This window comes from Nakamurella lactea DSM 19367 (genome assembly GCF_000426645.1).
In the GTDB taxonomy this organism is placed as follows: Bacteria; Actinomycetota; Actinomycetes; order Mycobacteriales; family Nakamurellaceae; genus Nakamurella; species Nakamurella lactea.
On record NZ_AUFT01000019.1, the window covers coordinates 1 to 26,216 of the forward strand.

Annotated in this window: 23 protein-coding genes; 8 read left to right on the forward strand and 15 right to left on the reverse strand. The window is 69.4% G+C overall.

Annotated elements, in window-relative coordinates; genetic code table 11:
• Window positions 1–66: 66 nt before the first annotated feature.
• The 6 genes from K340_RS34490 to K340_RS0117695 all read right to left on the reverse strand — a co-directional run bounded on the left by K340_RS34490 (window position 67) and on the right by K340_RS0117695 (window position 4,538).
• The gene (locus K340_RS34490) at window positions 67–585 is read right to left on the reverse strand and encodes a hypothetical protein (RefSeq protein WP_154674333.1); all 519 of its coding nucleotides are present in this window, start codon (window positions 583–585) and stop codon (window positions 67–69) included.
• The gene (locus K340_RS31155) at window positions 582–1,154 is read right to left on the reverse strand and encodes a TetR/AcrR family transcriptional regulator (protein ID WP_322786041.1); all 573 of its coding nucleotides are present in this window, start codon (window positions 1,152–1,154) and stop codon (window positions 582–584) included. The genes K340_RS34490 and K340_RS31155 overlap by 4 nt, the downstream gene beginning before the upstream one ends.
• Window positions 1,155–1,339: 185 nt before the next feature.
• On the reverse strand, window positions 1,340–2,404 hold the full coding sequence (locus tag K340_RS36005; protein WP_154674334.1) for a hypothetical protein: 1,065 nt from the start codon (window positions 2,402–2,404) through the stop codon (window positions 1,340–1,342).
• Window positions 2,405–2,655: 251 nt separating this feature from the next.
• Window positions 2,656–3,060, reverse strand: a complete 405-nt coding sequence (locus K340_RS0117685; RefSeq protein WP_154674335.1) for a hypothetical protein — start codon at window positions 3,058–3,060, stop codon at window positions 2,656–2,658.
• A gap of 209 nt (window positions 3,061–3,269) precedes the next feature.
• Complete coding sequence (locus tag K340_RS0117690; protein ID WP_029137682.1) at window positions 3,270–3,827, reverse strand: YceI family protein; 558 nt, start codon at window positions 3,825–3,827, stop codon at window positions 3,270–3,272.
• Window positions 3,828–3,902: 75 nt separating this feature from the next.
• Window positions 3,903–4,538, reverse strand: coding sequence for an NADPH-dependent F420 reductase (locus K340_RS0117695; protein ID WP_029137683.1), 636 nt, complete (start codon window positions 4,536–4,538; stop codon window positions 3,903–3,905).
• A 114-nt stretch (window positions 4,539–4,652) separates the two neighbouring features.
• Here K340_RS0117695 and K340_RS0117700 point away from each other — a divergent pair, with 114 nt between their 5' ends.
• Complete coding sequence (locus K340_RS0117700) at window positions 4,653–5,132, forward strand: MarR family winged helix-turn-helix transcriptional regulator (RefSeq protein WP_029137684.1); 480 nt, start codon at window positions 4,653–4,655, stop codon at window positions 5,130–5,132.
• Window positions 5,133–5,174: 42 nt separating this feature from the next.
• Here K340_RS0117700 and K340_RS31160 read toward each other — a convergent pair whose 3' ends face one another.
• Window positions 5,175–6,503: a DUF2252 domain-containing protein gene (locus K340_RS31160; RefSeq protein ID WP_051266724.1), complete on the reverse strand. Its 1,329-nt coding sequence runs from the start codon at window positions 6,501–6,503 to the stop codon at window positions 5,175–5,177.
• A gap of 338 nt (window positions 6,504–6,841) precedes the next feature.
• On the opposite strand from K340_RS31160, the gene K340_RS0117710 reads away from it, so the two are divergent.
• Entirely contained in the window at window positions 6,842–7,849 is a 1,008-nt protein-coding gene (locus K340_RS0117710; RefSeq protein WP_161632131.1) for a lysylphosphatidylglycerol synthase domain-containing protein, read from the forward strand.
• Between the two features lies 1 nt (window position 7,850).
• On the opposite strand, the gene K340_RS0117715 is transcribed toward K340_RS0117710, so the two are convergent.
• The 4 genes from K340_RS0117715 to K340_RS0117730 form a co-directional block, all read right to left on the reverse strand.
• A complete protein-coding gene (locus K340_RS0117715) occupies window positions 7,851–8,960 on the reverse strand; it encodes a Gfo/Idh/MocA family protein (protein WP_029137686.1) in 1,110 nt (369 codons plus the stop codon).
• Complete coding sequence (locus K340_RS0117720; protein ID WP_029137687.1) at window positions 8,957–9,718, reverse strand: sugar phosphate isomerase/epimerase family protein; 762 nt, start codon at window positions 9,716–9,718, stop codon at window positions 8,957–8,959. The genes K340_RS0117715 and K340_RS0117720 overlap by 4 nt, the downstream gene beginning before the upstream one ends.
• Before the next feature lie 117 nt (window positions 9,719–9,835).
• Complete coding sequence (locus K340_RS0117725; RefSeq protein WP_051266726.1) at window positions 9,836–10,723, reverse strand: 3-hydroxyacyl-CoA dehydrogenase family protein; 888 nt, start codon at window positions 10,721–10,723, stop codon at window positions 9,836–9,838.
• 5 nt (window positions 10,724–10,728) lie between these two features.
• Window positions 10,729–11,217 (reverse strand): GNAT family N-acetyltransferase, encoded by a 489-nt coding sequence (locus tag K340_RS0117730; RefSeq protein WP_029137689.1) that lies wholly within the window; start codon window positions 11,215–11,217, stop codon window positions 10,729–10,731.
• Between the two features lie 70 nt (window positions 11,218–11,287).
• Between K340_RS0117730 and K340_RS0117735 the strand changes: the two genes are divergently transcribed.
• From K340_RS0117735 to cphA, 4 genes are all read left to right on the forward strand, one after another.
• Complete coding sequence (locus tag K340_RS0117735; RefSeq protein WP_051266728.1) at window positions 11,288–11,917, forward strand: TetR/AcrR family transcriptional regulator; 630 nt, start codon at window positions 11,288–11,290, stop codon at window positions 11,915–11,917.
• Window positions 11,918–12,085: 168 nt separating this feature from the next.
• On the forward strand, window positions 12,086–13,201 hold the full coding sequence (locus K340_RS0117740) for a DUF475 domain-containing protein (protein ID WP_029137691.1): 1,116 nt from the start codon (window positions 12,086–12,088) through the stop codon (window positions 13,199–13,201).
• Window positions 13,202–13,297: 96 nt separating this feature from the next.
• The gene (locus K340_RS31165) at window positions 13,298–14,275 is read left to right on the forward strand and encodes a cyanophycinase (protein ID WP_037365457.1); all 978 of its coding nucleotides are present in this window, start codon (window positions 13,298–13,300) and stop codon (window positions 14,273–14,275) included.
• An 87-nt stretch (window positions 14,276–14,362) separates the two neighbouring features.
• Window positions 14,363–17,095 (forward strand): cyanophycin synthetase, encoded by a 2,733-nt coding sequence (gene cphA / locus K340_RS31170; protein WP_051266731.1) that lies wholly within the window; start codon window positions 14,363–14,365, stop codon window positions 17,093–17,095.
• Window positions 17,096–17,112: 17 nt separating this feature from the next.
• On the opposite strand, the gene K340_RS0117755 is transcribed toward cphA, so the two are convergent.
• The 4 genes from K340_RS0117755 to K340_RS0117770 all read right to left on the reverse strand — a co-directional run bounded on the left by K340_RS0117755 (window position 17,113) and on the right by K340_RS0117770 (window position 21,999).
• On the reverse strand, window positions 17,113–17,970 hold the full coding sequence (locus K340_RS0117755; protein ID WP_211229514.1) for an ABC transporter permease: 858 nt from the start codon (window positions 17,968–17,970) through the stop codon (window positions 17,113–17,115).
• Window positions 17,967–18,881: an ABC transporter ATP-binding protein gene (locus K340_RS0117760; protein WP_029137693.1), complete on the reverse strand. Its 915-nt coding sequence runs from the start codon at window positions 18,879–18,881 to the stop codon at window positions 17,967–17,969. The genes K340_RS0117755 and K340_RS0117760 overlap by 4 nt, the downstream gene beginning before the upstream one ends.
• 101 nt (window positions 18,882–18,982) lie before the next feature.
• Complete coding sequence (locus K340_RS0117765; protein WP_037365458.1) at window positions 18,983–20,218, reverse strand: molybdopterin molybdotransferase MoeA; 1,236 nt, start codon at window positions 20,216–20,218, stop codon at window positions 18,983–18,985.
• Window positions 20,218–21,999, reverse strand: a complete 1,782-nt coding sequence (locus K340_RS0117770; protein WP_051266733.1) for a Mur ligase family protein — start codon at window positions 21,997–21,999, stop codon at window positions 20,218–20,220. The genes K340_RS0117765 and K340_RS0117770 overlap by 1 nt, the downstream gene beginning before the upstream one ends.
• A 160-nt stretch (window positions 22,000–22,159) precedes the next feature.
• Here K340_RS0117770 and K340_RS36720 point away from each other — a divergent pair, with 160 nt between their 5' ends.
• The gene (locus K340_RS36720) at window positions 22,160–24,028 is read left to right on the forward strand and encodes a protein kinase domain-containing protein (RefSeq protein ID WP_211229515.1); all 1,869 of its coding nucleotides are present in this window, start codon (window positions 22,160–22,162) and stop codon (window positions 24,026–24,028) included.
• Window positions 24,029–24,339: 311 nt separating this feature from the next.
• Window positions 24,340–25,971, forward strand: coding sequence for a chaperonin GroEL (gene groL, locus K340_RS0117780; protein WP_029137696.1), 1,632 nt, complete (start codon window positions 24,340–24,342; stop codon window positions 25,969–25,971).
• The last annotated feature ends 245 nt before the right edge of the window (window positions 25,972–26,216 follow it).

Below are 26,216 nucleotides of genomic sequence, written 5' to 3' on the forward strand. Positions count from 1 at the left end.
CCACCCCCACCGGCCACCGATACGCCACCCTGCCACCCCACCAAACCGGCATGCCCGGAACCAGTATCAAGATCGGCTGACGGGCCGATCGGCGAGGGTGCCGTGTCCGGCAAGCAACTTGGTCAGATAGACGGGTCCGAGCCAGCGATCGGTCCCGGTCGCTCCGATGCGCTCGATGGCCACCGCCGCGAGCGTGACGGCCAGGCCGGCAACGCGTCGTCGAGCAGCCGGCATCCGGGTGAGCAGGGCGCTGCCGCCCAACGACAACAGATAGCGGCGGGTCGCCGTGGGCCAGTTGCCTTCTCCGATCAATGGCATGATCGCGGGCTGCAGATGCGCTGCGGTGAACAGCATTCGAGCGCTCGCCGTCGACTCCGCGTAGCGCGACCTGGCGCTCGAGGTCTGGAACGCGACCACCCCGCCGATCAGGTCCACGGCGACGGCCGCCGCGGCCGCGCCTCGCACGAGTCCGCGACGCCGGGCGGTCGAACGGGCCACGAGCGCGCCGCCGATGACCGCCGGCACCAGGATCGCCACCGACTCCGCTCGGCTCGCCGGGCCGACCAATCGGGTCCACGGGTTCATGACCGGCTCCTCGGCGGCGCCCACAGGCCTTCGAGCAGGGTGATGGTGACCGATGGCTCGACCGGCAGCTGGGGGTCGGCAGCGAGTCGGGCGACCGCCCAGCTGTCCACGGCCTGCAGCGTGGCGAGGGTGGCAGCCACGATCAGTTCGCGGTCGATGTCGGTCCGGATCAGGCCGAGGTCCCGACCGTTGTCGACCACGTCGCCCACCCATGCTCGGGGGCCGGGCACGCTCATCTCGAGTGGGATCACGGTCGCCGAGAGCGCCAGGTGCTCGGGGTGTGTCAGCAGGTGAGCGGTCAGTCGTTCGGAGCCCGCCGCGAGGGTCGACCGGAACCCGGCAGTGGTCGCCTGTGGAGACCAAGGCCCGAACACGGCCACCAATTGCGTCGCGACGTCGAACGCTACCGTCTCGACCAGGTCCGCCCGGCCGTCGAAGTAGTGGTACGCCGACGCTTTCGGCAGCTTCGCCGTGCGCAGGATCTCGTTGTAGGACGCGGTGTCGACGCCATCCCTGGCCAACAGCATGGTGGCAGCATCCAGGATCTGCCGGCGGCGCTCGACCGGCAGTCGGTGTCTGGAGTATCCCGGGACGTCAGTGGACCGGACTGGGACAACCGCGTCAGGACCTCACGCCGGAAGGATTCTTTGTCGCGCAACCACTTTCGAACCGCCGGGCCTGCGTGGTGGTCAGTCGGATCGCGGTCACGGCGAAAGGCTATGCGCTGCCCCGGGTGGAGTGCCGGTCGGCATGGTCAGCTCGACGGGAACTTCAGTCCGGTCTGCTGTTCCAGCACGTCGACCACCGATCCTGACAGGCTCAGCTGCGGCGCGGTGGACACGACGACCGACTGACACAGGCTGTCGGTCACCGTCTGGTGATGGACGCCGGACACGAAGTCCAGGGTGAGTGTCGCGGCGATCATCGGACAGCCGTGCAGCGCGCCGGTACCGGCCGGAAGGCTGTCCACCGCCCGAGCCACCGCACGGGCCGCCCGGGCAGGAAAGGTCTTGTCCACGCGCGTTTTCGAGTTCAGCTGCGAGTAGTGGACGGTCATACCGGTCACCGAATCGGGGACCAGCGATGTGGCCGGTCGGGTAGGCCGGACATTGCCCTTGGCGACCGCGCTGATCCGCGAGCCGGTGGGTGTGACCGCGATGCCAACGGTCACGGAAATGTCGCCGAGCGCCGCGGCGTCGGCAGCGGAGACCGGCACCTGCACATCGAACGAATAGCTGCTCACCCCGCCGCCGCTCCCGGTGGTTCCGGTTGTTCCCACGGTGCCGCCAAGAGTTCCGTTGGGCACGTGTTGTTCGTACCAGTGCAGTACCGTCTCGGCCGCTGCCGCGCTGGTCCAGTTGTGGAACGCGGTCATCGTGAGGAACGCATCCATGGTGTTACCCAATGACCACGGATCGCCACCGGTCGTCGCGGCACCCGGATAGACCGGAATCGTCGCCAACCACTGGTGTACCAGGGCGTCCGCCCGGGCAATGTGCGGGTCCGTGGGCGCCAGCGGACTGCCAGGGAGAGGCGCCGGAAGCGAGTCCGGCGGGGGTGCCGTGGTTGTTGTCTCCGGCGACGAGGCCGGCGGTGATGCGGATGACGGGAGCGAGGCAGCTGACGGCGAGAATGACGGTAACGAGACTGACGCCGATGACGACGCCAAAGGCGATGACGACACCGACGCTGATGACGACGCCGATGAAGATGCCGAGGCCGGTGCCAGGGTGGCCGGCGGCGGGATGGGGCCGGCGCAGCCGGCGATCAGCGTCAGCCAGATCGCCAGCCCGCCGACCGCCCGCCAGTGTCCGGGCATCGCAACCTCCCCAGCGCATCCGTCCGACAGCCGGACTCGGGTGCGGCAGCAGGACGGAACGAGCGTACGCCCAGGTTGCACACCGGCGCGTGGACACCGCCGGCCCGACTGCACCGCCGTCCGTCGTGCCGAATGGCTCCCGCACCCCGACCGACAAACTGGCCTGCCGGCCAGCACCGAAAGGTTCGGGCACAGCTGCGTGGACCTTGGACCTGCGGGCACTCACCGACTGGACGGACGCGGGGTGAGGCCTAGAAGGTGGCCTTGCCTTTGGACTGGAACCAACTCTTCGACACCGGGTTCAACATGAGCGAGATGATCGCCAATGGCACGATGACGCCAACGATGCCGAACGCAATGGAGCCGGTATCGATCATCCAGACGATTTGGATGAGAACCTGAATTCCGCCGGCGACGACCAGCACCTTGGCGCCGGTACCGTTCAACGCGACGACACCACCCCAGATCACCAGCGCTGCTGCCACGATGAGTGCGATGCCGACGACGAGCAGCATGCTGTCCGAGTCGCCGACGAACGCGCATAGCCCGGATTGATCGTTCTCGGCGCACGCGCTGTCGAAGCCGGGGAGGAGACCGCCGGCGGCGATGCTGACCAGTGACGACACGATCGTCAGTCCGGCCCAGACGAAGGCCAAGACCGCAGCCGCCTTGACCATTCCTGGTCGAGCGGGGGTCGCGGGACCATTTCGGACGGAAGCCCTGTGGTAGTCCGGTGATTGTGTGCCTGGTGATGGGATTGTCATGATGGTCTCCGTGGTCTTGGTGTGCCGCTCGTTGACGGCAATGATGGGTCGAAGATGGCCGGATGGCGCCGGGCCGTTTCGTGATGGCCGGTTGCAGCGGGTCAGGAGCGGATCAGTGAGATGTCGAACTCGAGCGCGATCTTGTCTCCGACCAGAACGCCACCTGTCTCCAATGCCAGGTTGGTGGTGACGCCGAAGTCTCGGCGGTTGATGATGGCCTTGCCCTCGAATCCGGCTCGCACGTTGCCGTACGGATCTTTTGCCGTGCCCTGGTAGGCGAACTCGATGACGACTGGTTTGCTGACGCCCTTCACCGTCAGATCTCCGGTGACGGTGAAGTCCTCCTCGCTCCGCTTCTCGGCTGCGGTGCTGGTGAAGGTAATTTCCGGGAACGCATCCATCGCGAGGAATTCGTTACCGCGCAGGTGAGCGTCACGTTCGGGGTTGCCGGTGTCGATGCTCTGAGTTTCGATCACGATGTGCGCGGTCGATCGGGACGGATCGGACGCGTCGAAGTGAACGGCACCTTCGAAGCGGGTGAACGAGCCACGCACTTTTGTCACCATGGCGTGGCGGGCCACAAAGCCAATGCGGCTGTGGCCGGGATCGATGATGTACTCGCCGGTCAATTCGGAGACGGCCTGGGTGGTCTCGGACATGGATTTCTCCTCAGGTTGGGTGGGGTGGGGTTGGGTGGGGTGATTGATTGATCGAGAGTGCTGAGCGCGCCGCGCTCAGTCGAGAGCGGTGACGCCGAGATAGAAGTTGTAGTGGCCAACGCCGTGGCCGGCCAGTCCCATCACCAACAGGCCGGCCTGTTCGAGAACACGTGCCATCGCCAGCGGGCCGGTATCCAAGGGGCGTAGGCCGAGGCTGTCAATGAATGACGACACTTGTTGCTTGGCCCGCTCGTCGTCGCCGGCGAGGAAGACGTCCAGCTGACGCGGGTGCTCGGGTTTGGCGGCCAGCAGGTGACCGAAGGTGGTGTTGAACGCCTTGACCACATGTGCATCCGCGGGCGCGGCGGCGGCGGCCTGTTCGGCGACCGAGCTTCCGTCAGGGGTCAGCAGCCCGGTGAATCCGGGCGCGAAGGCATTGCTGATGTCGATGATGACCTTTCCGGACAACCCGTCGCCAAATTGGCTGACGATCGGGACCACGCTGGCGTAGGGCACTGCCAGGATCACGATGTCGCCGGTGGGAGCGGCACCCATTTCCCGAGTCGTGGCGCCGGCGCCGAGGGTCTCTGCCAGAGCGGCCGTCTTGGCCGGGGCGCGGCCGATGAGCTCGACGCTGTTGTCGGCTTCAAGGGCGCGGGTTGCTATGGCCTGGGCCATGTTTCCCAGGCCAACGATGCTGATGCTGCTCATGTTGCGTGCCTACTTTCCGAATTCGGGCCTGCCTGCCGAGCAGGGACGCTAGTGGTTGACTCCTCAACCATAACACGATTGGTTGAGGAGTCAACCAAGAGCTATCCTGTAGACATGCCGAACGAACCGAGATGGCTCAGTGCCCGCGAAGATCGAGCCTGGCGCGCGTTCAAGCACGCCAGTTATCAACTCGACGTGCGCCTGAGCCGCGAGCTGCTCCAAGACTCCGGGCTCACCCAAGCCGACTACGAAGTCCTCGCCGTGCTCTCCGATCCCTCAGTCGAGCGCATGTCCGCCCAGGACCTGTGCGCCACACTGACCTGGGAGAAGAGTCGGCTTTCCCACCAGGTCCGTGGCATGCAGAAGCGGGGACTGATTGCCCGCGAACCCAACCCTGACGACGCCCGCAGCGTCGTCGTCCGCCTACTGCCCGCCGGGCGCCGCGCGATCGAAGAAGCCGCACCGGCGCACGTAGAGCACGTCCGTCAGCACTTCATCGACCTGTTCAGCCCCGCCGAACTCGACACCATCGCCACCCTCAACGAACGCGTCCTGCGCCAACTCGCCGACGAACCCTCCGAAGCGGAGCGCTGACGCGGTCGGGTGGAATCCCGCTAGGACGATCTCGAGGCCCGGTCAGGCCAACGGCTGGCGTTCCGGCGCCGGCAGGGTTCCGGCAGCAACAGCGTCCACCAACTGCCGGTGGTCGCGTTCGGTCTGGTCGGCGTAGGCCTGGGCGAAGTCGGCCAGCCCGGCATCGAATCGCTTCCCCTTGCCGATGTACCCCGAGATCGCCTGTGGGTCACCCGTTCTGGCATGTGCCCGGGCCAGCACGCCGCCGCAGGCGGTGCTGAATTCGACCAGCCGCGGCGCGACGATCGCGGTGTCCGGGATGATCTTCATGTCCCGGAACTGCCGGACGTAGAAGTCGAACCCGTGGTACTGCGTCCAGCCGACGAAGATGTCGGTGGCACTTTGCAACAGCCGCTTCCCGGCGACCACCCGCTCGCCGTGGTTGGCATGCGCTGCGGCTCCACAGAACGATTCGTACACCGAGGGACCCGCCTGTTTGATCTGCAGGAACAACGGATCGTCGACGCCGCTGCCGATCAGCAGGACGAGGTAGACGCGCATGCCGACGCTGCCGACGCCGACCACCTGCTGGACAGCGTCGACCGGGGTGAACCTGCTCAGCAGCTGACGCCGGTCCTCGCGCAGCGACTGCCGATAGAGATCGAAGACCGGTTGGGCGTCGGCCGCCGCCAGATGGGTTCGGAGCGGCGGATCCTCGGTGATCCGCAATCGCCCGTCGATCTGCTCGGTGAGCTTGCGGGCTGCGCCCGCGCTGGTCCGTCGGCGCGCCTGGCGGGCGATGTGGGACACCGCCCGATCCTGATCGGCGGGCCGGAACAGGCCGATCAGCGCGTCGACAGTGACCCTGTCGTACCAGATGTCGAGCTGCCGGGCGGCGGCATAGCCGGCCATCCGCTGTCGATAGGCGAGCAGACACGCGGCCACCGCACGTTCGGCAACCGACGCCTTGACGCCGGTCTCCCTGGCCAGCACGACGATGCTCGCGGCCAGCCGGGCCACATCCCACTCGAAGGGTCCCGGCAGCGTCTCGTCGAAATCGCGCAGGTCGAAGAACAGGTTGCGCTCGGGCGTCGCCCAGAGGCCGAAATTCAGCAGGTGCGCATCGCCGCACAGTTGTACCCGGATCCCGCTGTCCGGCCGGGATCCGAGGTCGGCGGCGGCGACCGCGGCGGCGCCGCGGTAGTAGTTCCAGGGGGACAACGCCATCCGTTCGTACCGCAGCGCCAGCAGCGAACCATCCCGGATCGACCCCTGGGCGGTCAGCGTCGCCAGCGGATCGTGTCCCCGGCGCGCGGGATCCCAGATGCCGAGGTCGCGCAGCGGTGCCTGTTCCCTGGCCGCCTTGCCGGCAGCCCTCCCGGCTTCGGTCATCGGTCCTCCGCGTCAGCCGGGTGGGGCAGGTCACGGGATCGGGACCATGGTGATCATGGTCTACCACAGGCGGCGTCGCGACGCGGTGCCCGGCTCGGCGAACTCGAGTTGGTCCGACGCTGCCGCCAGCGGACCCTGCTGATGCGGACGGCGACGCCGCTGGGCAGCATTGAGTCGGGGACGACGGACGGAGGCGTTGTGCGATACACCACAACGGTGGTCGGGAATGGGACGGCCGAGACGGCAGACGAAGTTGACCGGGAAGGCCGCTGACGGTGACCGGCGAGGAACAAGGGCCGGCGCCTGACAAGCATCGCTGGCGACAGGTGGCGCTCCTGGTGCTGAAGTTCGCGATCGTCGTGCTCGCGGTCTACTTGGTGCTGGGGGTGATCGGCCGGATCGACTGGGCCGGGGTGGCCGACGCGGCGGCCCGGATGCATTGGTGGCAGGTGGCGATCGTGCTGCTGGTGGTGCTGCTGCGGCAGGCCCTGCTGGGCAGTCCGCTGAGTAACCTGCTGCCGGGCCTTGGCGTCCCCCGGGCGGTGGCGAACGGGTTGGTCGGCACCCTGATCACCACCTTCACCCCGCCGCCGTCGGAGCTCGTGTTGCGGATGGCGATGTTCAAGTCGTGGCGGATCGACCTCACCAAGGGCGCCGCCGCCCTCGCCCTGTACACCTACCTGAGCTATCTGGTCCGGTTGGCGGTCCCGGTGCTGGCGTTGCTGCTGGCAATCGCCCAGCTGACCGCCTCGTCGGCGTACTGGTGGAACGCCGCCTGGAGCGGGGGATTGGCGATCCTGCTGATCGTGCTGCTTTTCGTCGTCAGCCGGGGCGAGCCGGCGGCCGCAAAGGTAGGGCGCACGGTCGGGTCCCTGGTGCACAAGGTGCGGCACAAGGTCGATCCGCAGGCATGGTCGCGCACCTTGGTCCAGTTTCAGCGGGACTCGTCGGAGAATCTGGTCGGGCGACTGGTCCCCGGTGGACTGGTGATGACCGCGTTCGTGGTGGCCGACGGCATCGTCCTGCTGCTCTGCATGCGCTTCATCGGGGTGTCGGCATCCAGCGTGTCGCTGCTCGCGATGATGACGGCGTTCCTCTGCGTCTATCCGCTCACCATCTTCCCGTTCAACGGGTTCGGGGTGATGGAGGCCGCCCTGATCGTGCTGCTGAACGACGTCGGTACCTTCGTGGAGGCGGACCTGGTCGGCGCCCTGTTGGTCTGGCGCGCGGCAACCCTCATCTTCCCGCTGGTGCCGGGCGGGATCACCTTGTTGGCGTGGTGGTCCAAACGCCCGGCCCAGGGAGCCCCCGAGAGCAACGGCACCGGGCTGACGGCAACCGGCTGACTCAGAGCGTTGCGACCTTCGGATCCCAGTCGGCCGGCACCGGCGGGGCCCTGGTGAAGCCACTGTCCAGGGTCACCGACTCGCCGCGCTCGGCCGACTCGGCGATCGAGACCATCAGGTCCAGCACGTGGAAGGCCTGCTCGCCACTGGCCCGCTCCGGCCGTCCGGCGCGGATCGCCTGCGCCAGTTCGGCCACTCCGGTGCCGCGGCCGGACAGCGAGCCGACCGGCGGATGCTCGATCCCGTCATCCGAGGTGCCATCGAAAACCGTTGTGGCGCCGTCGAACTGGTTCGGATCGGGGAAGGCCAGCGTTCCCGCGCTGCCGTTCACCTCGACGAAACCGGTCCGGCTGCGGAACGACTCGAAGCTGAAGATGATCTGCGCCGAACCCCCGCCGGCGAACTCGATCAGCGCGCCGTGGTGGGAGGGCACGGTGACGTCGAACTCGGTGCCCGCCCGCGGCCCGGAACCGATGGTGCGCACCGGCCTCGCGGTGGAGGCCGCCGCCGTCACCTTGCGGGCAGCGCCGAACACCTGCACCAGCGTGGTCAGGTAGTACGGGCCGATGTCGAACAGCGGGCCACCGCCGGTCTGGAACAGGAACTCCGGGCTGGGATGCCAGGACTCGGGGCCGGGGGACTGCATCAGGGCCAACGCCGTCAGCGGAGTCCCGATGGTGCCGTCGGCGATCAACCGCAGCCCCGTCTGCAGCCCGGCGCCGAGAAAGGTGTCGGGTGCGGTGGCCACCCGCAGGCCGCGGTCGGCGGCGTCGGCCAGCAGCCGCCGTCCGCTGTCGCGGTCCAGCGCGAACGGCTTCTCGCTCCAGACGTTCTTGCCGGCGGCCAGCGCAGCCGTCGCCACCTCGACGTGCGCCGCCGGGATGGTCAGATTCACCACGATCTCGATCTCCGGGTGCGCCAACAGCTCCTCGACGGTGCCGCTGCCCGCGATTCCGTACTTGTCGGCCTGGGCGGTGGCCCGTGCCACGTCGAGGTCCGCCACGAACAGCACCCGGACGTCCGGGAACACCGTCAGGTTCTCCAGGTACTGATCGCTGATCACCCCGGCGCCGATCACCCCGACGCCGACCGGCCCCACCGGCCTGGTCACGCGGCGCCGCCGTTAGCGCCCATCCAGGCGTAGCTGTCTCGCACCGCGTCGAACACGTCGCCGGCGAAGTCGTCCAGTTCCACCACCCGGCGGGCCTGCGGAGCGGCCGCCAGAATGGCCGGGATGTCCAGCGTCCCGCTGCCGACGGCGGTCTGGTCGATGTTCTGCTGGGTGGCCGGCCCGTCCTTGACGTGGATCAGGGCGACCCGATCGCCCAGCCGCCGCAACAGTTCCGGCGCCGAGGCTCCGCCGACGTCCGCCCAGTAGGTGTCGACCTCCAGCACCACGGCATCGTCGAGCATGCCGGCCAGCACCTCCAACGCCGTCGCACCGTCGATCCGGTTCTCGGTCTCCCACCAGTGGTTGTGGTAGCCGACGGTGAGCCCGTGGGCGGCCGCGGCGGCGGCGATCTCGTTGAGCTGCCGTGCGGTCTGTTCGACATCTTCCCGGCGGGTCCACAACGCCCGGTCCACCATCGGATCAATCAGCGTCTGCACGCCGAGCCGTTTCGCCGCCGCGAACGCCGCCGCCGTGTCCTGGCCGATCAGGGCCGCATGCGCCGACGGTGCCGAAAGACCGGCAGCGGCAAGACCTTCCAGGTAGGCGTCGGCCTGATCGACGAACCCGAACGGTTCGACGTCACGGAAGCCGATGTCGGCGATCCGTTGCAGGGTGCCGGGGAGGTCGGCGGCCAGTGCGGCGCGCACCGTGTAGAGCTGGACGGACAGTCCCGGAGTCGGTGCCGCTGGACTGGACATGGTGGCCTCCTGGCGCGGTGTTGATTCATGCGGTGTTCATGCATCCGGTGTTGATCGAGGACGGCAGGGCCGACCCGCGAAGTGTAGGACCGCTGCTTCGGACCGGTGACGGGGCCGTCATTCCCAGATGTAGAAGCCCTGCCCCGATTTCTTGCCGAGCCTGCCATCGGCGACCATCTGCCGCAGCAGCGCCGGCGGCTCGAATCGCGGCCCGAGCTGCTCGGCGAGGTACTCGGCGATGCCCAGCCGGACGTCGTGCCCGACCAGGTCGCCGAGCCGGCACGGTCCCATCGGGTGCCGATAGCCGAGCTCCATCGCGGTGTCGATGTCCTGCGGTGAGGCGACGCCCTCTTCGACCATCCGGATCGCCTCCAGCCCCAGCAGCACCCCGAGCCGGCTGGTGGCGAACCCGGGCGAATCGCTGATCTCGATCGTCTGCTTGCCGATCAGCCCGGCCAACGTGTGCACCCGTTGCAGCGCATCGGCTTCGGTCACCCCGGTGCGGACGATCTCCAGCAGCGCCTGGGCCGGCACCGGGTTGAAGAAGTGCATGCCGACGAACCGGCCCGGCCGCCGCAGCTGGGCGCCGAGCCCGGTGAGCGACAGCGAACTGGTGTTGCTGGCCAGCACCGCGGTCTCCGCGATGACGGATTCGATCGCGCCGAGCAGCGAGGTCTTCAGCTCCGGGATCTCCGGCACCGCCTCGACCACCAGCGTGCAGCCGGCCAGCGCGTTCCGGTCGGTGGTCGCCGTCAGCCGCTCCAGCAGGGACTCGGCCGTGCCGGTCAGCTTGCCCCGGCGCGCGGCGCCGTCCAGACTCGCCCGCAGCAGCCGGTCGGCCCTGGCCAGCGCGTCGTCGTCGGATTCCACCAGCACCACCGCAAGGCCGGCGGCCAGCAGTACGTGCACGATCCCCGAGCCCATGGTGCCGCCGCCGACCACCCCGACGGAGCCGAAATCGGCACCGCGCCGGTCCGTCAGCCCCGATTCTGTTGATGCCGTCATCGGAGTCACCTCTCGTAGACGAAGTAGGTGGTGACGCCCGAGCCACCGCGGAATTCATGCACCCCGGTGGCGCCGAACCCGGCGGCCTCCGCCGCCCGGCGGCCGGCGTCATTCCAGGAGGCCACCGCGCACCGCAGCCGGCGATCCTTGGCCACGGTGACGCCGTGCGCGACCACCGCGGCGGCCACCCCGGTGGCCAGGTGGCGGCCGGTGAGCGCCGGCGAGAGCCCGAAGGCGACATCCAATACGGCCTGGCTGCCGGCGAACCCCGGCGGACGGGCGGCGGCACCGAAGCAGCAGTAGCCGATCAGTCCGGCCTCGCCGGTGCCCCGGATCGCCCAGTAGCCCTCGTCCGGCCGGGGTGCCTGCAGGCTGTCCTGGATCGCCCACGGGCCGGGCGTCGGCCACATCGCGATGTCCAGGCCGTCGTCGATGGTCAGCTCGGCGATGCGGTAGGCGGGCACGGTGGCGGGCCGGCCGTCGGGTGCGGTCATCGACTCTCCCGCCTGTCTGAGCGTGCGCTGTCCGTCGGTCGGCGGAGGGTCTGCCCGCATACTGTTCGGCATGACCACGATCCGTCCCGGCGCCGATCCGGAGCCTACCCGGCGCCGCGGACGACCCGGTTACGATCTCGAATCGTTGCTGCAGACGGTGGTCGAGGTGTTCAACGAGCGCGGCTTCGACGGTACCTCGATGGAGGATCTGTCCCAGCGCCTGGGGATCTCGAAATCCGCCATCTACCACCACGTGTCGAGCAAGAACGAGCTGCTGGAGCTGGCCATCGGGCAGGCCCTGGACGGCCTCGCCGACGCGGTCGAGCGCACCCGCCGGCTGCGGGCCGCCGCGATCGTCCGGCTGGATCACCTGATCAGGGCCAGCGTCACCGTGCTGGTCAAGCAGAAGCCGTTCGTCACCCTGCTGCTGCGGGTCAGGGGCAACACCGATGTGGAGCGCCGGGCACTGCAGCGGCGCCGGGCGTTCGACGCCTACGTCGCCGAGCTGGTGGAGCAGGCCGCCGCCGAGGGTGCCGTCCGGCCGGACATCGATCCGGCACTCACCGCCCGGCTGCTGTTCGGCATGGTCAACTCGCTCACCGAGTGGGTCCGGCCGGTGCCGGGGGACGAGGCCGACGTCGCCAGGCTCGCCGATGCCATCTGCCTGATCACCTTCGGCGGCATCCGGAACCAGCGGTAGCTTCCGCGCGTTGTACCTGGGTGACCGGCACCGCCTGCGCCGATCGAGCCAGGTGGAGCCGTGTTCACGGACCTGCCGCCGCCGATTCGCTGGCATAGGGTGAGCACCGATCACGACCACCGTCCCGCCCGCGCCCGCCGGGCCATCGACCGCTAGGACCCACCTCACGTGTCAGCACGCATTTTCCTCTGGTCGTTCATCCTGTCGATCGTCGCGCTGGTGGTCGCCTTCTTCTACGGCGGCTGGTCGGGGTTGGCGCTGTGCCTGATCCTGGGCATCCTTGAGGTGTCGCTGTCGTTCGACAACGCGGTGGTCAACGCCACCGTGCTGGAGCGGATGAGCGAGTTCTGGCAGAAGATCTTCCTGACCGTCGGCATCGTCATCGCGGTGTTCGGTATGCGGCTGGTCTTCCCGCTACTGATCGTCGAGTTCACCGCTGGCCTCAACCCGGTCGAGGCGTTCCGGCTGGCCATGGAGAAGGGCGATCCGGAGGTTCCGGGAACCTACGGCTACCTGCTGAACGAGGCGCATCCGCAGATCGCCGCGTTCGGCGGCATGTTCCTGCTGATGCTGTTCCTGAACTACATCTTCGAGGAGCGGGAGATCACCTGGCTGAGCTGGCTGGAACGCCCGCTGGCGCGGATCGGCAAGCTCGATCAGCTGAGCGTGGTGATCGCCGGCGTGCTGCTGGTGGTGTTCGCCGAGACGATGGCACCGAACCCCGAGGCGGTGCTGATCTCCGGCGTGCTGGGCATCATCACCTACATCGCCGTGAACGGGCTCGGCACGCTGTTCGAGGGCAGCGGGGCTGACGAAGATGCCATCGAGGGCGCCGCCGCCGGCGCGGACGGTGCGCCGAAGAAATCCGGCAACGGGCAGCTGGTGAAGGCCGTCGGCAAGGCGGGCTTCTTCCTGTTCCTCTACCTGGAAGTGCTGGACGCGTCGTTCTCCTTCGACGGGGTGATCGGCGCCTTCGCGATCACCTCCGACCCGATCCTGATCGCCCTCGGCCTCGGCGTCATCGGAGCGTTGTTCGTCCGCTCGCTGACCATCTACCTGGTCCGCAAGGGCACCCTGAGCGAGTACGTGTTCCTGGAGCACGGGGCGCACTGGGCGATCGGCGCGCTGGCGGTGATCCTGCTGATCTCGATCGGCGTGCACGTGAACGAGATCATCACCGGCCTGGTCGGGGTGGCCTTCATCGGCGCGGCCTTCATCAGCTCGATCGTCCGCAACCGCAATCTGCGCGCGCAGGGCGTCGAACCCGAGCACATCCACGCCTGACGCTGCCGGCCGCCACGCGCTCCGCGGCACGGATTCGGCGGCGCCGCCCGGCAGGGGCATGCGGGGACAGCGGCCGACGGCGACTACCTTCACTGCATGACGAATCATCCAGCCGCCGTGGGCGACCCCGGTCCGGGCGTGGTGATGCCGATCGGTGGCGCCGAGGACAAGATCGGCCGGATGACGGTGCTGCGCGAGGTGGTCAGGCTGGCCGGCGGTGCGCAGGCCAGGATCGTCGTGCTGTCGACGGCGTCGTCGCTCGGCGACGAGATCACCCACGCCTACCTGCGGTTGTTCGCCACTCTCGGGGCCGCCGACGTGCAGGGCCTGCGGCCCGAGTCGCGGGCACATGCCGCGGACCCGGCCCTGGTCGCCGCCTTGGACGGCGCCACCGGCGTGTTCATGACCGGCGGAAACCAGACCAAGCTCGCGACGCTGATCGTCGGAACGCCGGTCGGCGATGCCATCGTCCGCGCTCACCAGCGGGGTGCTGTGGTGGCCGGGACATCGGCCGGGGCCAGCATCTGCTCGCTGCACATGGTGTCGTTCGGCTCCGGCGGCAGCACGCCGAAGTTCCGGGTCGGGCAGGTCTCCGAGGGTCTCGGCCTGGTCCGCACGGCGATCATCGATCAGCACTTCACCCAGCGGAACCGGTTCGGCCGGCTGATCGCGCTGATCGCGGCGAACCCGGCGCAGCTGGGCATCGGGATCGACGAGGACACCGCCGCGCTGATCTCCGCGGACGGGCGCCTGGAGGTGAAGGGCAGGGGTGTGGTGACCATCTTCGACGGTTCAGACGTGGTGACCACCGCCTACACGGCCACCGGCACCCAGCCGCTGATGATCTCCGGGATCCGGATGCACACGCTGCCGCGGGGTGCGGTCTTCGACCTGACCACCCGCCAGCTGGTGAGCGCACCGGGGCTCTTCGACCAGGACGAGCCGACCGCGGTGGCCACCCTGGCCGACGTGCCGGACGGCGCCCGCCCGCGGACCCGCAGGATCGCCGCCGAGGGGCGGCACGAGACCGTCGCGGAGCTGCGCCGCCGGCCGGAGCGACGCGCCTCCAGCTAGCGTCGGGTATCGCTCGCCGGGTGCGGCGGTGCACAATCGGCGCACCCGCATCGCGTCCCGGCTCCCCGGGAGGAAAGAGGTTCGCCGATGTCCGATTCGCCGGTGCCCGAGACCGGACGCCGCAGCATCGAGATCCGCGAGCTGCGGGTGCTGCGTGGACCGAACTACTACTCCTACGAACCGTGCATCCATCTGGTGGTGGACATCGGTGCGCTGGAGAACGAACCGACCAACACCCTGCCGGGGTTCACCGAACAGTTGCTGGCGGCGCTACCCGGCCTTGGCGAGCACCAGTGTTCCCGCGGCCGGGACGGCGGGTTCGTCGAGCGACTGGTCGAGGGCACCTGGCTCGGCCATGTCGCCGAGCATGTCGCGTTGGAGTTGCAGCGCACGGCCGGCCACGAGATCACCCGCGGCAAGACCCGCTCGGCCGGAGAGACCGGTGTCTACAACATCATTTTCGGGTTTTCCGACGAGACGGTGGCGACCATGGCCGCCAAGCTGTCGGTGCGGCTGGTGAACCACCTGGTCGAGCCGAATCCGGATTTCGATTTCGAGTCCGAGCACGAGGCGTTCCTGCGGACCAGCCAGCGGGTGGCCTTCGGGCCCTCAACCCAGGCGATCCTGGAGGAGGCGATCTCCCGCGACATCCCTTGGCAGCGACTCAATTCCGCGTCCCTGGTGCAGCTGGGCCACGGCGTTCACCAGCGCCGGATCCGGGCCACCATGACGTCGGTGACCAGCTCGCTGGCCGTCGACATCGCCAGCGACAAGGAGCTGACGAACCGGTTGCTGGCCGCCGCCGGACTGCCGGTGCCGAAGTCGGAGGTGGTGCGCTCGGTGGACGACGCGGTCCGACAGGCCCGCCGGATCGGTTACCCGGTGGTGGTCAAGCCGTTGGACGGCAACCACGGCCGTGGGGTGGCCATCAACCTGAACGACGCGGACGCGGTGCGGGCCGCCTATCCGACCGCCGACGCCGAATCCCGGCGCGGACAGGTGATCGTCGAATCGTTCATCACCGGCAAGGACTACCGCTGCCTGGTGATCGGCGGCAACATCGTCGCCATCGCCGAGCGGGTGCCGGCGCACGTGATCGGCGACGGCGAGCACACCGTCGACGAGCTGGTCGAGATCACCAACGCCGATCCGCGCCGCGGCGTCGGGCACGAGAAGGTGCTGACCAGGATCGCGGTGACCGACACCGCGGTGGAACTCGTTCGGGCACAAGGCTTCGAGCTGACGGATGTGCCGCCCCGCGGCGAGATGGTGAAGCTCGCCCTGACCGGCAACATGTCCACCGGCGGGGTTTCGATCGACCGGACCTTTGAGGCGCACCCGGACAACGTGGACATCGCCGAGGAGGCGGCCAGGGTGGTCGGGCTGGACATCGCCGGCATCGACTTCCTCTGCCCGGACATCACCCAGCCGGTACGGGAGACCGGCGGCGGGATCTGCGAGGTGAACGCCGCGCCCGGCTTCCGGATGCACACCCATCCGACCATCGGTGAACCGCAGTACGTGGCAAAGCCGGTGGTGGACCTGCTGTTTCCGCCCGGCTCCAGTTCCCGGATCCCGATCGTCGCGGTGACCGGGACCAACGGCAAGACGACCACCAGCCGGATGATCGCGCACATCTTCAAGGGCATGGGCAACAAGGTCGGGATGACCTCCACCGACGGCGTGGTGATCGACGACCGGCTGGTGATCCGGGCCGATGCCTCGGGCCCGCGGTCGGCCAGGATGGTGCTGCAGAACCCGCGGGTCGACTTCGCGGTGTTCGAGGTGGCCCGCGGCGGCATCCTGCGGGAGGGCCTGGGGTACAACCGCAACGACATCGCGGTGGTGCTCAACGTGGCGCCTGATCACTTGGGGCTGCGCGGGATCGACACCGTCGAGCAGCTGGCCAGGGTCAAGCAGGTGGTGGTGGAGGCGGTGCCACGCTCAGGTGCCGCGGTGCTCAACGCCGATGACGAGTTGGTCGCCGGGATGCGCCGGGCCTGCTCCGGCGAGGTGGTCTGGTTCTCCATCCAGCCGAACAACCGGCGGATCGCCGACCACTGCCGGCGCGGTGGCAAGGCCGTGATCCTGGAGCCGAGCGAGCTGGGCGAGCTGATCGTGCTGTTGCACGGCCGTCGCCGGATGCCGTTGGCCTACACGCATCTGCTTCCCGCCACCTTCAACGGCAAGGCCACCTTCAACGTGCAGAACGCGATGGCGGCGGCCGCTGCCGCCTATTGCGCCGGCGCCCCGCTGCACGACATCAGGGCCGGGCTGCGCTCGTTCACCCCGAGCTACTACCAGGCGCCGGGCCGGATGAACCTCACCGAGGTGCACGGGGTCAAGGTGATCGTCGACTACTGCCACAACGCCCCGGGGATGGCGGCACTCGGCGACTTCGTCGACCGCTTCTTCGACGACACAACGGGTTTCGAACGTCCGCAGAAGATCGGCGTGATCGCCACCGCCGGCGACCGGCGGGACCAGGACATGCTCGACCTCGGCCGGGAAGCGGCCAGGCACTTCGACGTGCTGGTGATCAGGGAGGACGACGCACTGCGCGGCCGGCCGGCCGGCGCCACCGCCGCCCTGATCGAGCAGGGTGCCCGCGAGCCGGACGGCGCGAACCGGGTCAAGGACATCGAGATCGTGCTGGACGAGATCGACGCCACCAGAGCAGCGATGACCAGGGCGAACGCCGGCGATCTGGTGGTGCTGTGCGTCGATCGGGCCAGGGCGGTCTGGGACGAACTGCAGGCGATCGGTCAGGTGGCGCAGGCCGGCGCGGCCTCCGAGGAGGAGGACGAGGGACGGGTCTGACGCGTCGCCGGGGCCGGCTACTTGACCTCGGAGCGCAGCACCTGCCGGAGCCCGATCGCCGCCGGCAGCAGCAGCCAGATGGCGCCGGAGGTGGCCAGCTGCGCCCACCCCTGGCCGCCGTCCGGCAACTTGTCGAACAACCCGGTGACGGTGTAGTTGAAGTCGACCCACGGGCGGGCGGTGTTGAACCAGTCCTGCAGCCCGGCCAGCAGCCCGGTCACCGTCGGCAGCGCCAGGGCGTACACGAAGTAGGCGACCACCGCGCCGGGGGTGTTGCGGATCAGGATCGCGTAGGCGAAACCGACCGCCATGCCGAGCACATTCGCCAGCACGATCCCGGTGAACTGCGCGACCGAGACGTTCCAGACGGTGTCGACCCCGGCGATCGCGGCGCCGAGCAGATTGCCCAGCGCACCGACAACGCCGGCCACCACCATCGAGACGATCGCAACGAGCAGCGAAATCGCCGCCTTCGCGCCGATCACCCGCCCGCGCTGCGGCACCAGGGTGAACGTGGTGAGGCCCGACCGCTGGCTGTACTCGGAGGTGACGGACATGATGGCGATGATCGGCAGCACGATCGCCATCGGGAAGCCGATGGCAGCGGCGAAGCTCTGGAAGGTGATCGCGGAGTCCGGAGCGAAGGCGATCACCGCGATCGAGGCGATCACCGCAACGGCCGCGATGCTGATCATCAGCCACAGCCCGGAGCGGGTGTCGAACATCTTGCGCAGTTCCACCTTGGCCAGGCGGGCGAACGGGATCGGGGCCGGCGCTGCTGCGGTGCGCCGCGGGGCGCCGACGGTGGCGGTGGTCATCTGGATGCCTTTCGGGGCGTTCGGCTCGGGTTTGACGAGGGTCTCGTTGCTGCTCATGCCGCCACGCCCTCGCGCTGCGTGTCGGCGGTGAGCTGCAGGAACATCTCTTCCAGGCCGGCACTGCCGGCCGGTCGCAGTTCACGCAGCGGGATTCCGGCGGCCAGCGCGATCCGGCCGACCTGGTCGGCCTCGGCGTCGACGGTGAGTCCGCCGGTTCCGCCGCTGACGCCGACACCGGCAGCCTGAAGCGCGCCTTGCAGCGCGTCGAGGTCGGCTGCTGCGGCGAAGGTCCCGGCTGACGAGAGCAGCTGCTCCTTGGTGCCGTCGGCGACGATCCGGCCGTTGCCGATCACCACGAGATCGTCGGCGACGACCTCGATCTCGTGCAGCAGGTGCGAGGACAGCAGCACGGTGTTGCCACGATTGGCGTAGTCCCGCAGCAGGTCCCGCATCCAGCGGATCCCGGCGGGGTCGAGCCCGTTGGCCGGCTCGTCCAGGATCAGCACCTCTGGCTCGCCCATCAGCGCGGTCGCGATGCCGAGCCGCTGCCGCATCCCGAGGGAGTAGTTGCGGACCCGGCGATCGGCCTCGTCGGCGGTCAGGCTGACCAGTTCGAGCATCTCGGCGACCCGGGCTCGAGGCAGCCCCATCGTCAGCTGGGACAGGATGAGGGTTTCCCGGCCGGTGCGGCCGGCGTGTTGGGCGGAGGCGTCCAGCAGGACACCCACCTGCACCCCGGGATTGGGCAGTGCGGCAATCGGTTCGCCGAGGACGGTGGCGGAGCCGGCGTCCGCCGGGGTCAGTCCGGCGACGACGCGGAGAGTGGTCGACTTGCCGGCGCCGTTCGGGCCGAGGAAGCCGGTGACTCGACCGGGGCGGGCGGTGAAGCTGACATGGTCGACGGCCAACAAGGCCCGCCCACCCTTGCCCCGGCCGTAGGACTTGGAGACATCGCTCACGGTGATCATGGTCAAGAGTCTGGTGCGGCGGCCGGGTGCGGCGGATCAGGGTTCGGCCCGGAATCCCCGGAGTCCGACCCTGAATCTGCGGCCGGGGTAGGGGCGGCAGATCAGCCGGTCAGGTCCCAGACCTCGACCGCAGCGCCGGCCGGCAGTTCGGTGACGTCCTCCGGAATCACCAGCAGGCTATCGGCGCCGGCCAGCCAACCGAGTAGGTGCGAACCGGGCCCGCCGTACGGCCGAACGGTGCCGGCCTCCCGGTCGACGACCCCGCGCCGGAACTGTCGCTTGCCGGGGACCGAGGTGATCGGCTCGCTCAGCGGAAGCAGCGATGACGGCCGATGACGGTGCGCCGCAGGGTGTCCCATCGCCGCCAGCATCGCCGGTCGGAGGAAGACCTCGAACGACACGAAGGACGAGACCGGATTGCCCGGCAGGGTGACCACCGGTACCGCACCGCCGCCGTCGAGCCGCACGACACCGGCGCCCTGCGGCATGCCGGGCTGCATCCCGACCTTGACGAACTCGACGCCCCGTCCGGACAGCGCGTCCTTCACCACCTCGAAGGCGCCGGCCGACACCCCGCCCGAGGTGACGACCAGATCCATCCCGGCGGCTGCCTCGGCGAACGAGGCGCGGAAGGCGTCGACATCGTCGCTGACGAAGTGTGCCACCGTCGGCTCACCACCGATCGCGGACACGGCAGCGGCCAGCATCGGCGAATTCGATTCGTAGATCTGCCCCGACAGCAACGGACTCCCAGCCGCCACCAGCTCGTCGCCGGTGGACAGCAGCAGCACCCGTAGCGGGCGGTGCACGACGGCGGTCGACTCGCCGAGCGCGGCCAGCAGGCCGATCTGCGGTGGCCCGACGACGCTACCGGCGGGCAGCACGACGGCGCCGACGCCGACATCGCTGCCCCGACCCCGGACGTGCTTGCCGGGCTCGACCCGGGTGTCGATCCGGATCAGTTCGACCGGGGAGGTGACCACGGAGATCTGCTCCACCGGTATCACCGCGTCGGCGCCGTCCGGGATCGGTGCACCGGTCATGATCCGGGCGACAGTGCCCGGTTGCAGCGGCTGCACGTCGGTACGGCCGGCCGGAATGTCTTGCGAAACAACCAGTTCCGCGTCGTTGGGCAGCTCCGCGAGCTCGACAGCACGAACCGCGTAGCCGTCCATCGCCGAGTTCGCGAACGGCGGCAGGTCGACCGCGGCAATCACGTCGTCGGCCAGCGCTAGTCCGCGGGTCTGCTGCAGCGGCAACCGTCCGGTCGGGGTGCGGGCCAGCAGTGCGGCCACCACGGCCGCGTGTTCTGCGACCGAACGAAACGCGGGCGCCATCAGTGCGTTCCCGCGGTCGACATGCCGGCCCGGCCGGCGACCCTGGCGGCGATCTCGTCCGGCGTCATCTCGTGCCCACCGCGCCGGACGATCTCCGCAACCAGCTGCTCCCGCTGCTCCAGCGTGCAGACCGCGACCGCCGATCCGGGCGGCAGGTCGCCGTCCAGCAGCAGGGTGAGTGCCGACAGCTCGTCGGCCGCCCTCGGCACGTCGGCGATGCCGGCCTCGGCCGCACCGCCGGCCCAGAGTTCCTCCATCGCACCGGGTTCGCGGTCGCGCAGGTACTTGGCCTTGCCGGCGATCACCATGGCGTCGGCGGCCGCTGCCGCCATCGCGCCCATCGCGTGGATCGCCTCGTCGCTGCGATCACCAGCGGTGGAGGTGACCACCGCGAGTGAACCGCCGGCGGCCCGCAACGCCCCGGTGACCTCGAGCAGCGACTCCAGCGAGGCCTCGTTGTGCGCCAGGTCCAGCACCACCACGGTGTCGCCGACCAGGTAGCTGTTCAGCCGGCCGGCGTTGTGTTCGGCGTCGGCGGCGAAGGTGCGCAGGCCGGCCGCGACCTGGTCGCGTTTGACCCCGATCGCCAACGCCGCGGCCGCAGCGGCCAGCACGTTCTGGACGTTCACCCTGGACGCGCCGGCCAGGGTGAGCGGCACCTGGGTGACCGGGACGATCCGGGTCGGGTCCGAACCCCTTGCCAAGACGACGATCTCGTCGTCAACGATGGTGATCGCCCGGCCACCGGCATCCAGCGCCTCGGTGAGCTTCGGATTCGTCGGATCGGGGGAGTAGAACCACGGGCGGGCCCTGGTGAACCGGCGCATCGCCAGCACCAGCGGGTCGTCGGCGTTCAGTACACACCAGCCGGTCGGCTTGGTGACCCGGACGATCACCGACTTGACCTCGGCCAACCGCTGCACCGTGTGCACCCCGAGCAGGCCGAGATGGTCGGCCGAGATGTTCGTCACCACCGAGACGTCGTTGACCGGAGTTCCCAAGCCGCGCAACAGGATTCCGCCGCGGGCGGTCTCGGTGACGGCCACCTCGACGCTCGGGTCGGCCAGCACCCTTGCCGCCCCGCCGGGCCCCGACCAGTCGCCGCGCTCCACCTCGACACCGTCGATGAAGATGCCGTCCGTCGACGACCAGCCGGGGGTGCGCCCACCCGCCCGCACCAGGTGCGCGATCAGCCGGGTGGTGGTGGTCTTGCCGTTGGTGCCGGTCACCGCGATCACCGGTATCCGCGGGCGGCTCGGCCGGATCTCCTCGCCGGGATCGTGTCCGGCCATCGCGCCGGGGATGGCGGACAGCACCGTTCGGACCGGGACACCGGCCGAAATGGCGCCGAAGGCCGCCGCGACCGCCGCACCGAACGCCTTGGCGGTGCCGACGTTCCGGAACGGGAAGGCCACCACGACGGTGTCGTCATCCCCGGGGTGGGCCACCGCCGGCAGCCTGGTCCTGATCGCCGAGGCCGCCCGCCGGACCAGGGTGGCGGCGAGTTCGGCGACCCCGTCCGCCCTGGCCGGGGAGCCGGGCAGCCCGACCGGGACGCCGTGCATCTTCAGCCGGCCCTGCCACTCCAACACCGTCGAGGTGTCGGCGGCCAACGCCGCTGCCGCGTCCAGGGTGAGCTTGACCGCCGGCCGGGAGAAGTACAGGTTCGGACCGGTCAACAGCCGCAGTTCCACCGGCTCGGCGGGTACCTGTACGGAGGGTTCCGGCGCGGCCGGTGCCGCGCGTTCCGGCACGGCTGCTGGGGCGGGCGCATGGGCCATGGTGCGACCCTACTGGCAGCCGACCGGTCCGATCACCCCCGCTGCCGGCACCCGGATCGGTGTTCGACCCGACGGCCCGTCGACCGGCGTGGCGCTCGTCTCGGGCACGGGGTTGCCGAACCTGCCGAATCGAACCGGTGGCGGCACTAGGGTCGGTGTCGTGTCGGCGGATCTCACCGGGCAGCGCCTCGGTCACTACCTGGTGCAGTCGGTGCTGGGCAGGGGCGGGATGAGCATCGTCTACCGGGCGGTCGACGAGCGGCTGGACCGGCCGGTGGCGCTCAAGGTGATCAGCGAGAACCTGTCGGCCGACGAGGAGTTCCGGCAGCGGTTCGTCGAAGAGGCCAGAGCGGCCTCGGCCATCGATCACGTGAACGTGGTGCCGCTCTACGACTTCGGCTCCGGTCCGATGCTCGATGCGGACGGCGCCCAGACCGGCGACTGGCTGTACATCGCGATGCGCCTGGTGGACGGCACCGACCTGGCCAGGGAGATCGCCGACGGGCCGCTGCCGGAGCGGCGGGCGCTGGGGCTGCTCGGCCAGGTCGGCGAGGCGCTGGACATGCTGCACGAACGGGGGCTGGTGCACCTGGATGTGAAGCCGGCGAACGTACTGATCACCCGCAACGAGTCGGTCGGTCGCGAACACGTCTACCTGGCCGACTTCGGACTCACCCGCCGCGGCACCTCCGGGCATCGCACCGCTTCGGGCGATTTCCTGGGCTCACCGACCTATGCGTCACCGGAACATCTGCGCGGCGATCCGGTGCTGGCCACCTCCGATCTCTATTCGCTGACCTGCGTGCTGTTCAGCTGTCTGGCCGGCCGGGCACCGTTCGTCGGCACGGTGAAGGACGTGGTGTCGGGTCACTTGCGCGGCCAGGTGCCCTCGCTCGCGGCGCTCACCGGACTGCCGTCCGCGATCGACCGGGTGATCGCCCGCGGGATGGCGGCCGACCCCGCGTTGCGCTACGCCTCCAGTGCCGATTTGCTCGGCAGCGCCCGGCGCGCGCTCACCGCGTTCGGCGCCGAACCCTTCGGTTCGGCCGGAGTTCCGGCCGCCGGACTTCCGACGGCATCCGGACTCGGCGATCGGGCCTCGGCCGGCGGGGATGACGACACCGCGGTCACCGACACCGCGGTTACCGACACCGCGGTCACCGACACCGCGGTCACCGACACCGCGGTCACCGACACCGCGGTCGCCGGTTCCGCGGTCGGCGGGGCAGCCATCGCCGACATCGCAGGATCCGCGGCGGAATCGCCGGATGACAGCCGGCCACATGACACCCAGATCCAGTCGGTGGACCTGGTTGCCGGACCGCCGACAGCGACGCCGGCCGGCTCTGCGCCGGCCGGTTCTACGCCGGCCGGTTCTGCGCCGGCCGGCCCGGAAGCGACCAGGTCCGGCGCACGGCACCAGGGCGCGGGCGTCGACGAGGGTGACGAACCGACGCTGCAAGGCCCGGGGGTCGGTGGCCGTCAGCCGCTGCTGGGCCGGTCGATCAACGACGAGCGGCCGGGCCCGGGCGGGTCGTCCTCGATGCCGCCGGCGTTCGCTGCCGGCGGGGCCCGTGGCGCCGGCGGCACGGCCCGGGCGGCGGATCCCGGCGGCACCGGCGGACCAGGGCAGCGGTCCGGACCGCCGAACGGACCGGGCGGCCCCGGGATGCCGTGGATGCCGCCGGGCGACCCCCGGCCGGACGGGCCCGACGGGCGCCACCGGGCCGCCCGGCGTACCGCCGTCTGGCCGTGGGCGATCGCCATCGTCGTGCTGACGATCGCCGTCGTCGTGGTGCTGATCATCGTGCTCAACCGTCCCGGCGACAACCCGGGCGGACCGAACGTCCCTGCCACGTCGCCGGTCTCGGACACGGTGCAGAGCTCGACGGCGGCGGCCACCAGCCCGGCGGGCAGTGCCGAGCGATCGACCACCGGCCCAGCGGCCACCGGGGTGTTGCCGACACTGATCAACCCGAGTCAGATCACCGACGTGACCGGGCTCAGCGTCCCTGCCGTCAGCCCCTGACCGGCGGCCGTCCCCTGGCACTGCGACCGGCGTCGGGGGGGCGGCCCCGTCATCCCCGCGCGGTTCGCCACCGGCGAAGGGCGGTGCCTTGCACTCTCGGGCATCGAGTGCCAGACTCGGCATTGGCACTCGGGTCTCTCGAGTGCCAGGTCGGTGCGATGAGGAGTACCTCGGCAGCCGCCCCCATGGGCGTCGTCCGGATGCTCCGTCCGTCGCGGGCATCGGTGCCGGCCAGACCCAATTGAACCGCCCACGGTGGAGCCGATCACGGACCTCCGTCGCGGGTGAACACTGGAGGACTGGACCTACTTATGTCGAAGCTGATCGCTTTCGATGAGGAAGCGCGCCGCGGTCTCGAGCGCGGGATGAACATCCTCGCCGACGCCGTCAAGGTGACCTTGGGGCCGCGTGGCCGCAACGTCGTGCTGGAAAAGAAGTGGGGCGCGCCGACCATCACCAACGATGGTGTGTCGATCGCCAAGGAGATCGAGCTCGAGGATCCGTACGAGAAGATCGGCGCCGAGCTCGTCAAGGAAGTTGCCAAGAAGACCGACGACGTCGCGGGTGACGGCACCACCACCGCCACCGTGCTCGCCCAGGCGATGGTCCGCGAGGGCCTGCGCAACGTGGCCGCCGGCGCCAACCCGATGGGCATCAAGCGGGGCATCGAGAAGGCCACCGAAGCCGTTGCGCAGCAACTGCTTGCCGACGCCAAGGATGTCGAGACCAAGGAGCAGATCGCGGCCACCGCGACCATCTCCGCCGGTGGCGACTCCGCGATCGGAGAGCTGATCGCCGAGGCGATGGACAAGGTCGGCAAGGAAGGTGTCATCACCGTCGAGGAGAGCAACACCTTCGGCCTCGAGCTCGAGCTCACCGAGGGCATGCGCTTCGACAAGGGCTACACGTCGCTGTACTTCGCGACCGACCTTGAGCGTCAGGAAGCGGTTCTCGACGATCCGTACATCCTGCTCTACGGCAGCAAGATCTCGGCCATCAAGGACCTGCTGCCGGTCCTGGAGAAGATCATGCAGGCCGGCAAGCCGCTGCTGATCATCGCCGAGGACGTCGAGGGCGAAGCGCTGGCCACCCTGGTGGTCAACAAGATCAAGGGCACCTTCAAGTCGGTCGCCGTCAAGGCCCCCGGCTTCGGTGACCGTCGCAAGGCCATGCTGCAGGACATCGCGATCCTGACCGGTGGCCAGGTGATCAGCGAGGACGTCGGGCTCAAGCTGGAGAGCGCTGACATCTCGCTGCTGGGCACCGCCCGCAAGGTCGTCGTCACCAAGGACGAGACCACCATCGTCGACGGTGCCGGCGAGGCCTCGCAGATCGAGGGACGGGTCAACCAGATCCGCGCCGAGATCGAGAAGTCGGATTCCGACTACGACCGCGAGAAGCTGCAGGAGCGGCTGGCCAAGCTGGCCGGCGGCGTTGCGGTGATCAAGGCCGGTGCCGCCACCGAGGTCGAGCTGAAGGAGCGCAAGCACCGCATCGAAGATGCCGTGCGCAATGCCAAGGCTGCGGTCGAAGAGGGCATCGTCGCCGGCGGTGGTGTCGGGCTGCTGCAGGCCGCCACCAAGGCGCTGGCGAACCTCAAGCTCGAGGGTGACGAGGCCACCGGCCTCAACATCGTCCGGGTTGCCGTCGAGGCTCCGCTCAAGCAGATCGCGATCAACGCCGGTCTCGAGGGTGGCGTCGTCGCCGACAAGGTGAAGGGTCTGCCCGCCGGGCACGGCCTGAACGCCGCTACCGGCGTGTACGAGGATCTGCTGGCCGCCGGTGTTCCGGATCCGGCCAAGGTGACTCGCTCGGCGCTGCAGAACGCCGCGTCGATCGCCGCGCTGTTCCTGACCACCGAGGTGGTTGTCGCCGACAAGCCGGAAAAGGCCGCTCCGGCCATGCCCGGTGGCGACGGCGGCATGGGCGGCATGGACTTCTGACGAAGCCTGAAGCGGAGGTTGGACCGAGCGGAGCGAGGTCCGGCCGAAGCGGAAGGTGAGGAGGAAGTCAGTCGGATATGGACTTCTGACGAAGCCTGCCTTGCACCAACGAACGGCCCGTCACCTTTCGAGGTGGCGGGCCGTTTCGCGTCCGGTGGGACCGGAGATTCAGTTCAGCTCCGGCCAGTGCCGGGATGTGCCCGATTCTGGGTCGAAACGGGCCACTGGCCGCGCCTCAGCTGAAT

Excerpts from the sequence above, each read along its gene's own strand:
- K340_RS34490 (WP_154674333.1), bottom strand. The coding sequence starts at position 585 with ATGAACCCGTGGACCCGATTGGTCGGCCCGGCGAGCCGAGCGGAGTCG.
- K340_RS36005 (WP_154674334.1), bottom strand. The coding sequence starts at position 2,404 with ATGCCCGGACACTGGCGGGCGGTCGGCGGGCTGGCGATCTGGCTGACG.
- K340_RS0117690 (WP_029137682.1), bottom strand. The coding sequence starts at position 3,827 with ATGTCCGAGACCACCCAGGCCGTCTCCGAATTGACCGGCGAGTACATC.
- K340_RS0117695 (WP_029137683.1), bottom strand. The coding sequence starts at position 4,538 with ATGAGCAGCATCAGCATCGTTGGCCTGGGAAACATGGCCCAGGCCATA.
- K340_RS0117700 (WP_029137684.1), top strand. The coding sequence starts at position 4,653 with ATGCCGAACGAACCGAGATGGCTCAGTGCCCGCGAAGATCGAGCCTGG.
- K340_RS31160 (WP_051266724.1), bottom strand. The coding sequence starts at position 6,503 with ATGACCGAAGCCGGGAGGGCTGCCGGCAAGGCGGCCAGGGAACAGGCA.
- K340_RS0117720 (WP_029137687.1), bottom strand. The coding sequence starts at position 9,718 with ATGTCCAGTCCAGCGGCACCGACTCCGGGACTGTCCGTCCAGCTCTAC.
- K340_RS0117725 (WP_051266726.1), bottom strand. The coding sequence starts at position 10,723 with ATGACGGCATCAACAGAATCGGGGCTGACGGACCGGCGCGGTGCCGAT.
- K340_RS0117730 (WP_029137689.1), bottom strand. The coding sequence starts at position 11,217 with ATGACCGCACCCGACGGCCGGCCCGCCACCGTGCCCGCCTACCGCATC.
- K340_RS0117735 (WP_051266728.1), top strand. The coding sequence starts at position 11,288 with ATGACCACGATCCGTCCCGGCGCCGATCCGGAGCCTACCCGGCGCCGC.
- K340_RS31165 (WP_037365457.1), top strand. The coding sequence starts at position 13,298 with ATGACGAATCATCCAGCCGCCGTGGGCGACCCCGGTCCGGGCGTGGTG.
- cphA (WP_051266731.1), top strand. The coding sequence starts at position 14,363 with ATGTCCGATTCGCCGGTGCCCGAGACCGGACGCCGCAGCATCGAGATC.
- K340_RS0117755 (WP_211229514.1), bottom strand. The coding sequence starts at position 17,970 with ATGAGCAGCAACGAGACCCTCGTCAAACCCGAGCCGAACGCCCCGAAA.
- K340_RS0117760 (WP_029137693.1), bottom strand. The coding sequence starts at position 18,881 with ATGATCACCGTGAGCGATGTCTCCAAGTCCTACGGCCGGGGCAAGGGT.
- K340_RS0117765 (WP_037365458.1), bottom strand. The coding sequence starts at position 20,218 with ATGGCGCCCGCGTTTCGTTCGGTCGCAGAACACGCGGCCGTGGTGGCC.
- K340_RS0117770 (WP_051266733.1), bottom strand. The coding sequence starts at position 21,999 with ATGGCCCATGCGCCCGCCCCAGCAGCCGTGCCGGAACGCGCGGCACCG.
- groL (WP_029137696.1), top strand. The coding sequence starts at position 24,340 with ATGTCGAAGCTGATCGCTTTCGATGAGGAAGCGCGCCGCGGTCTCGAG.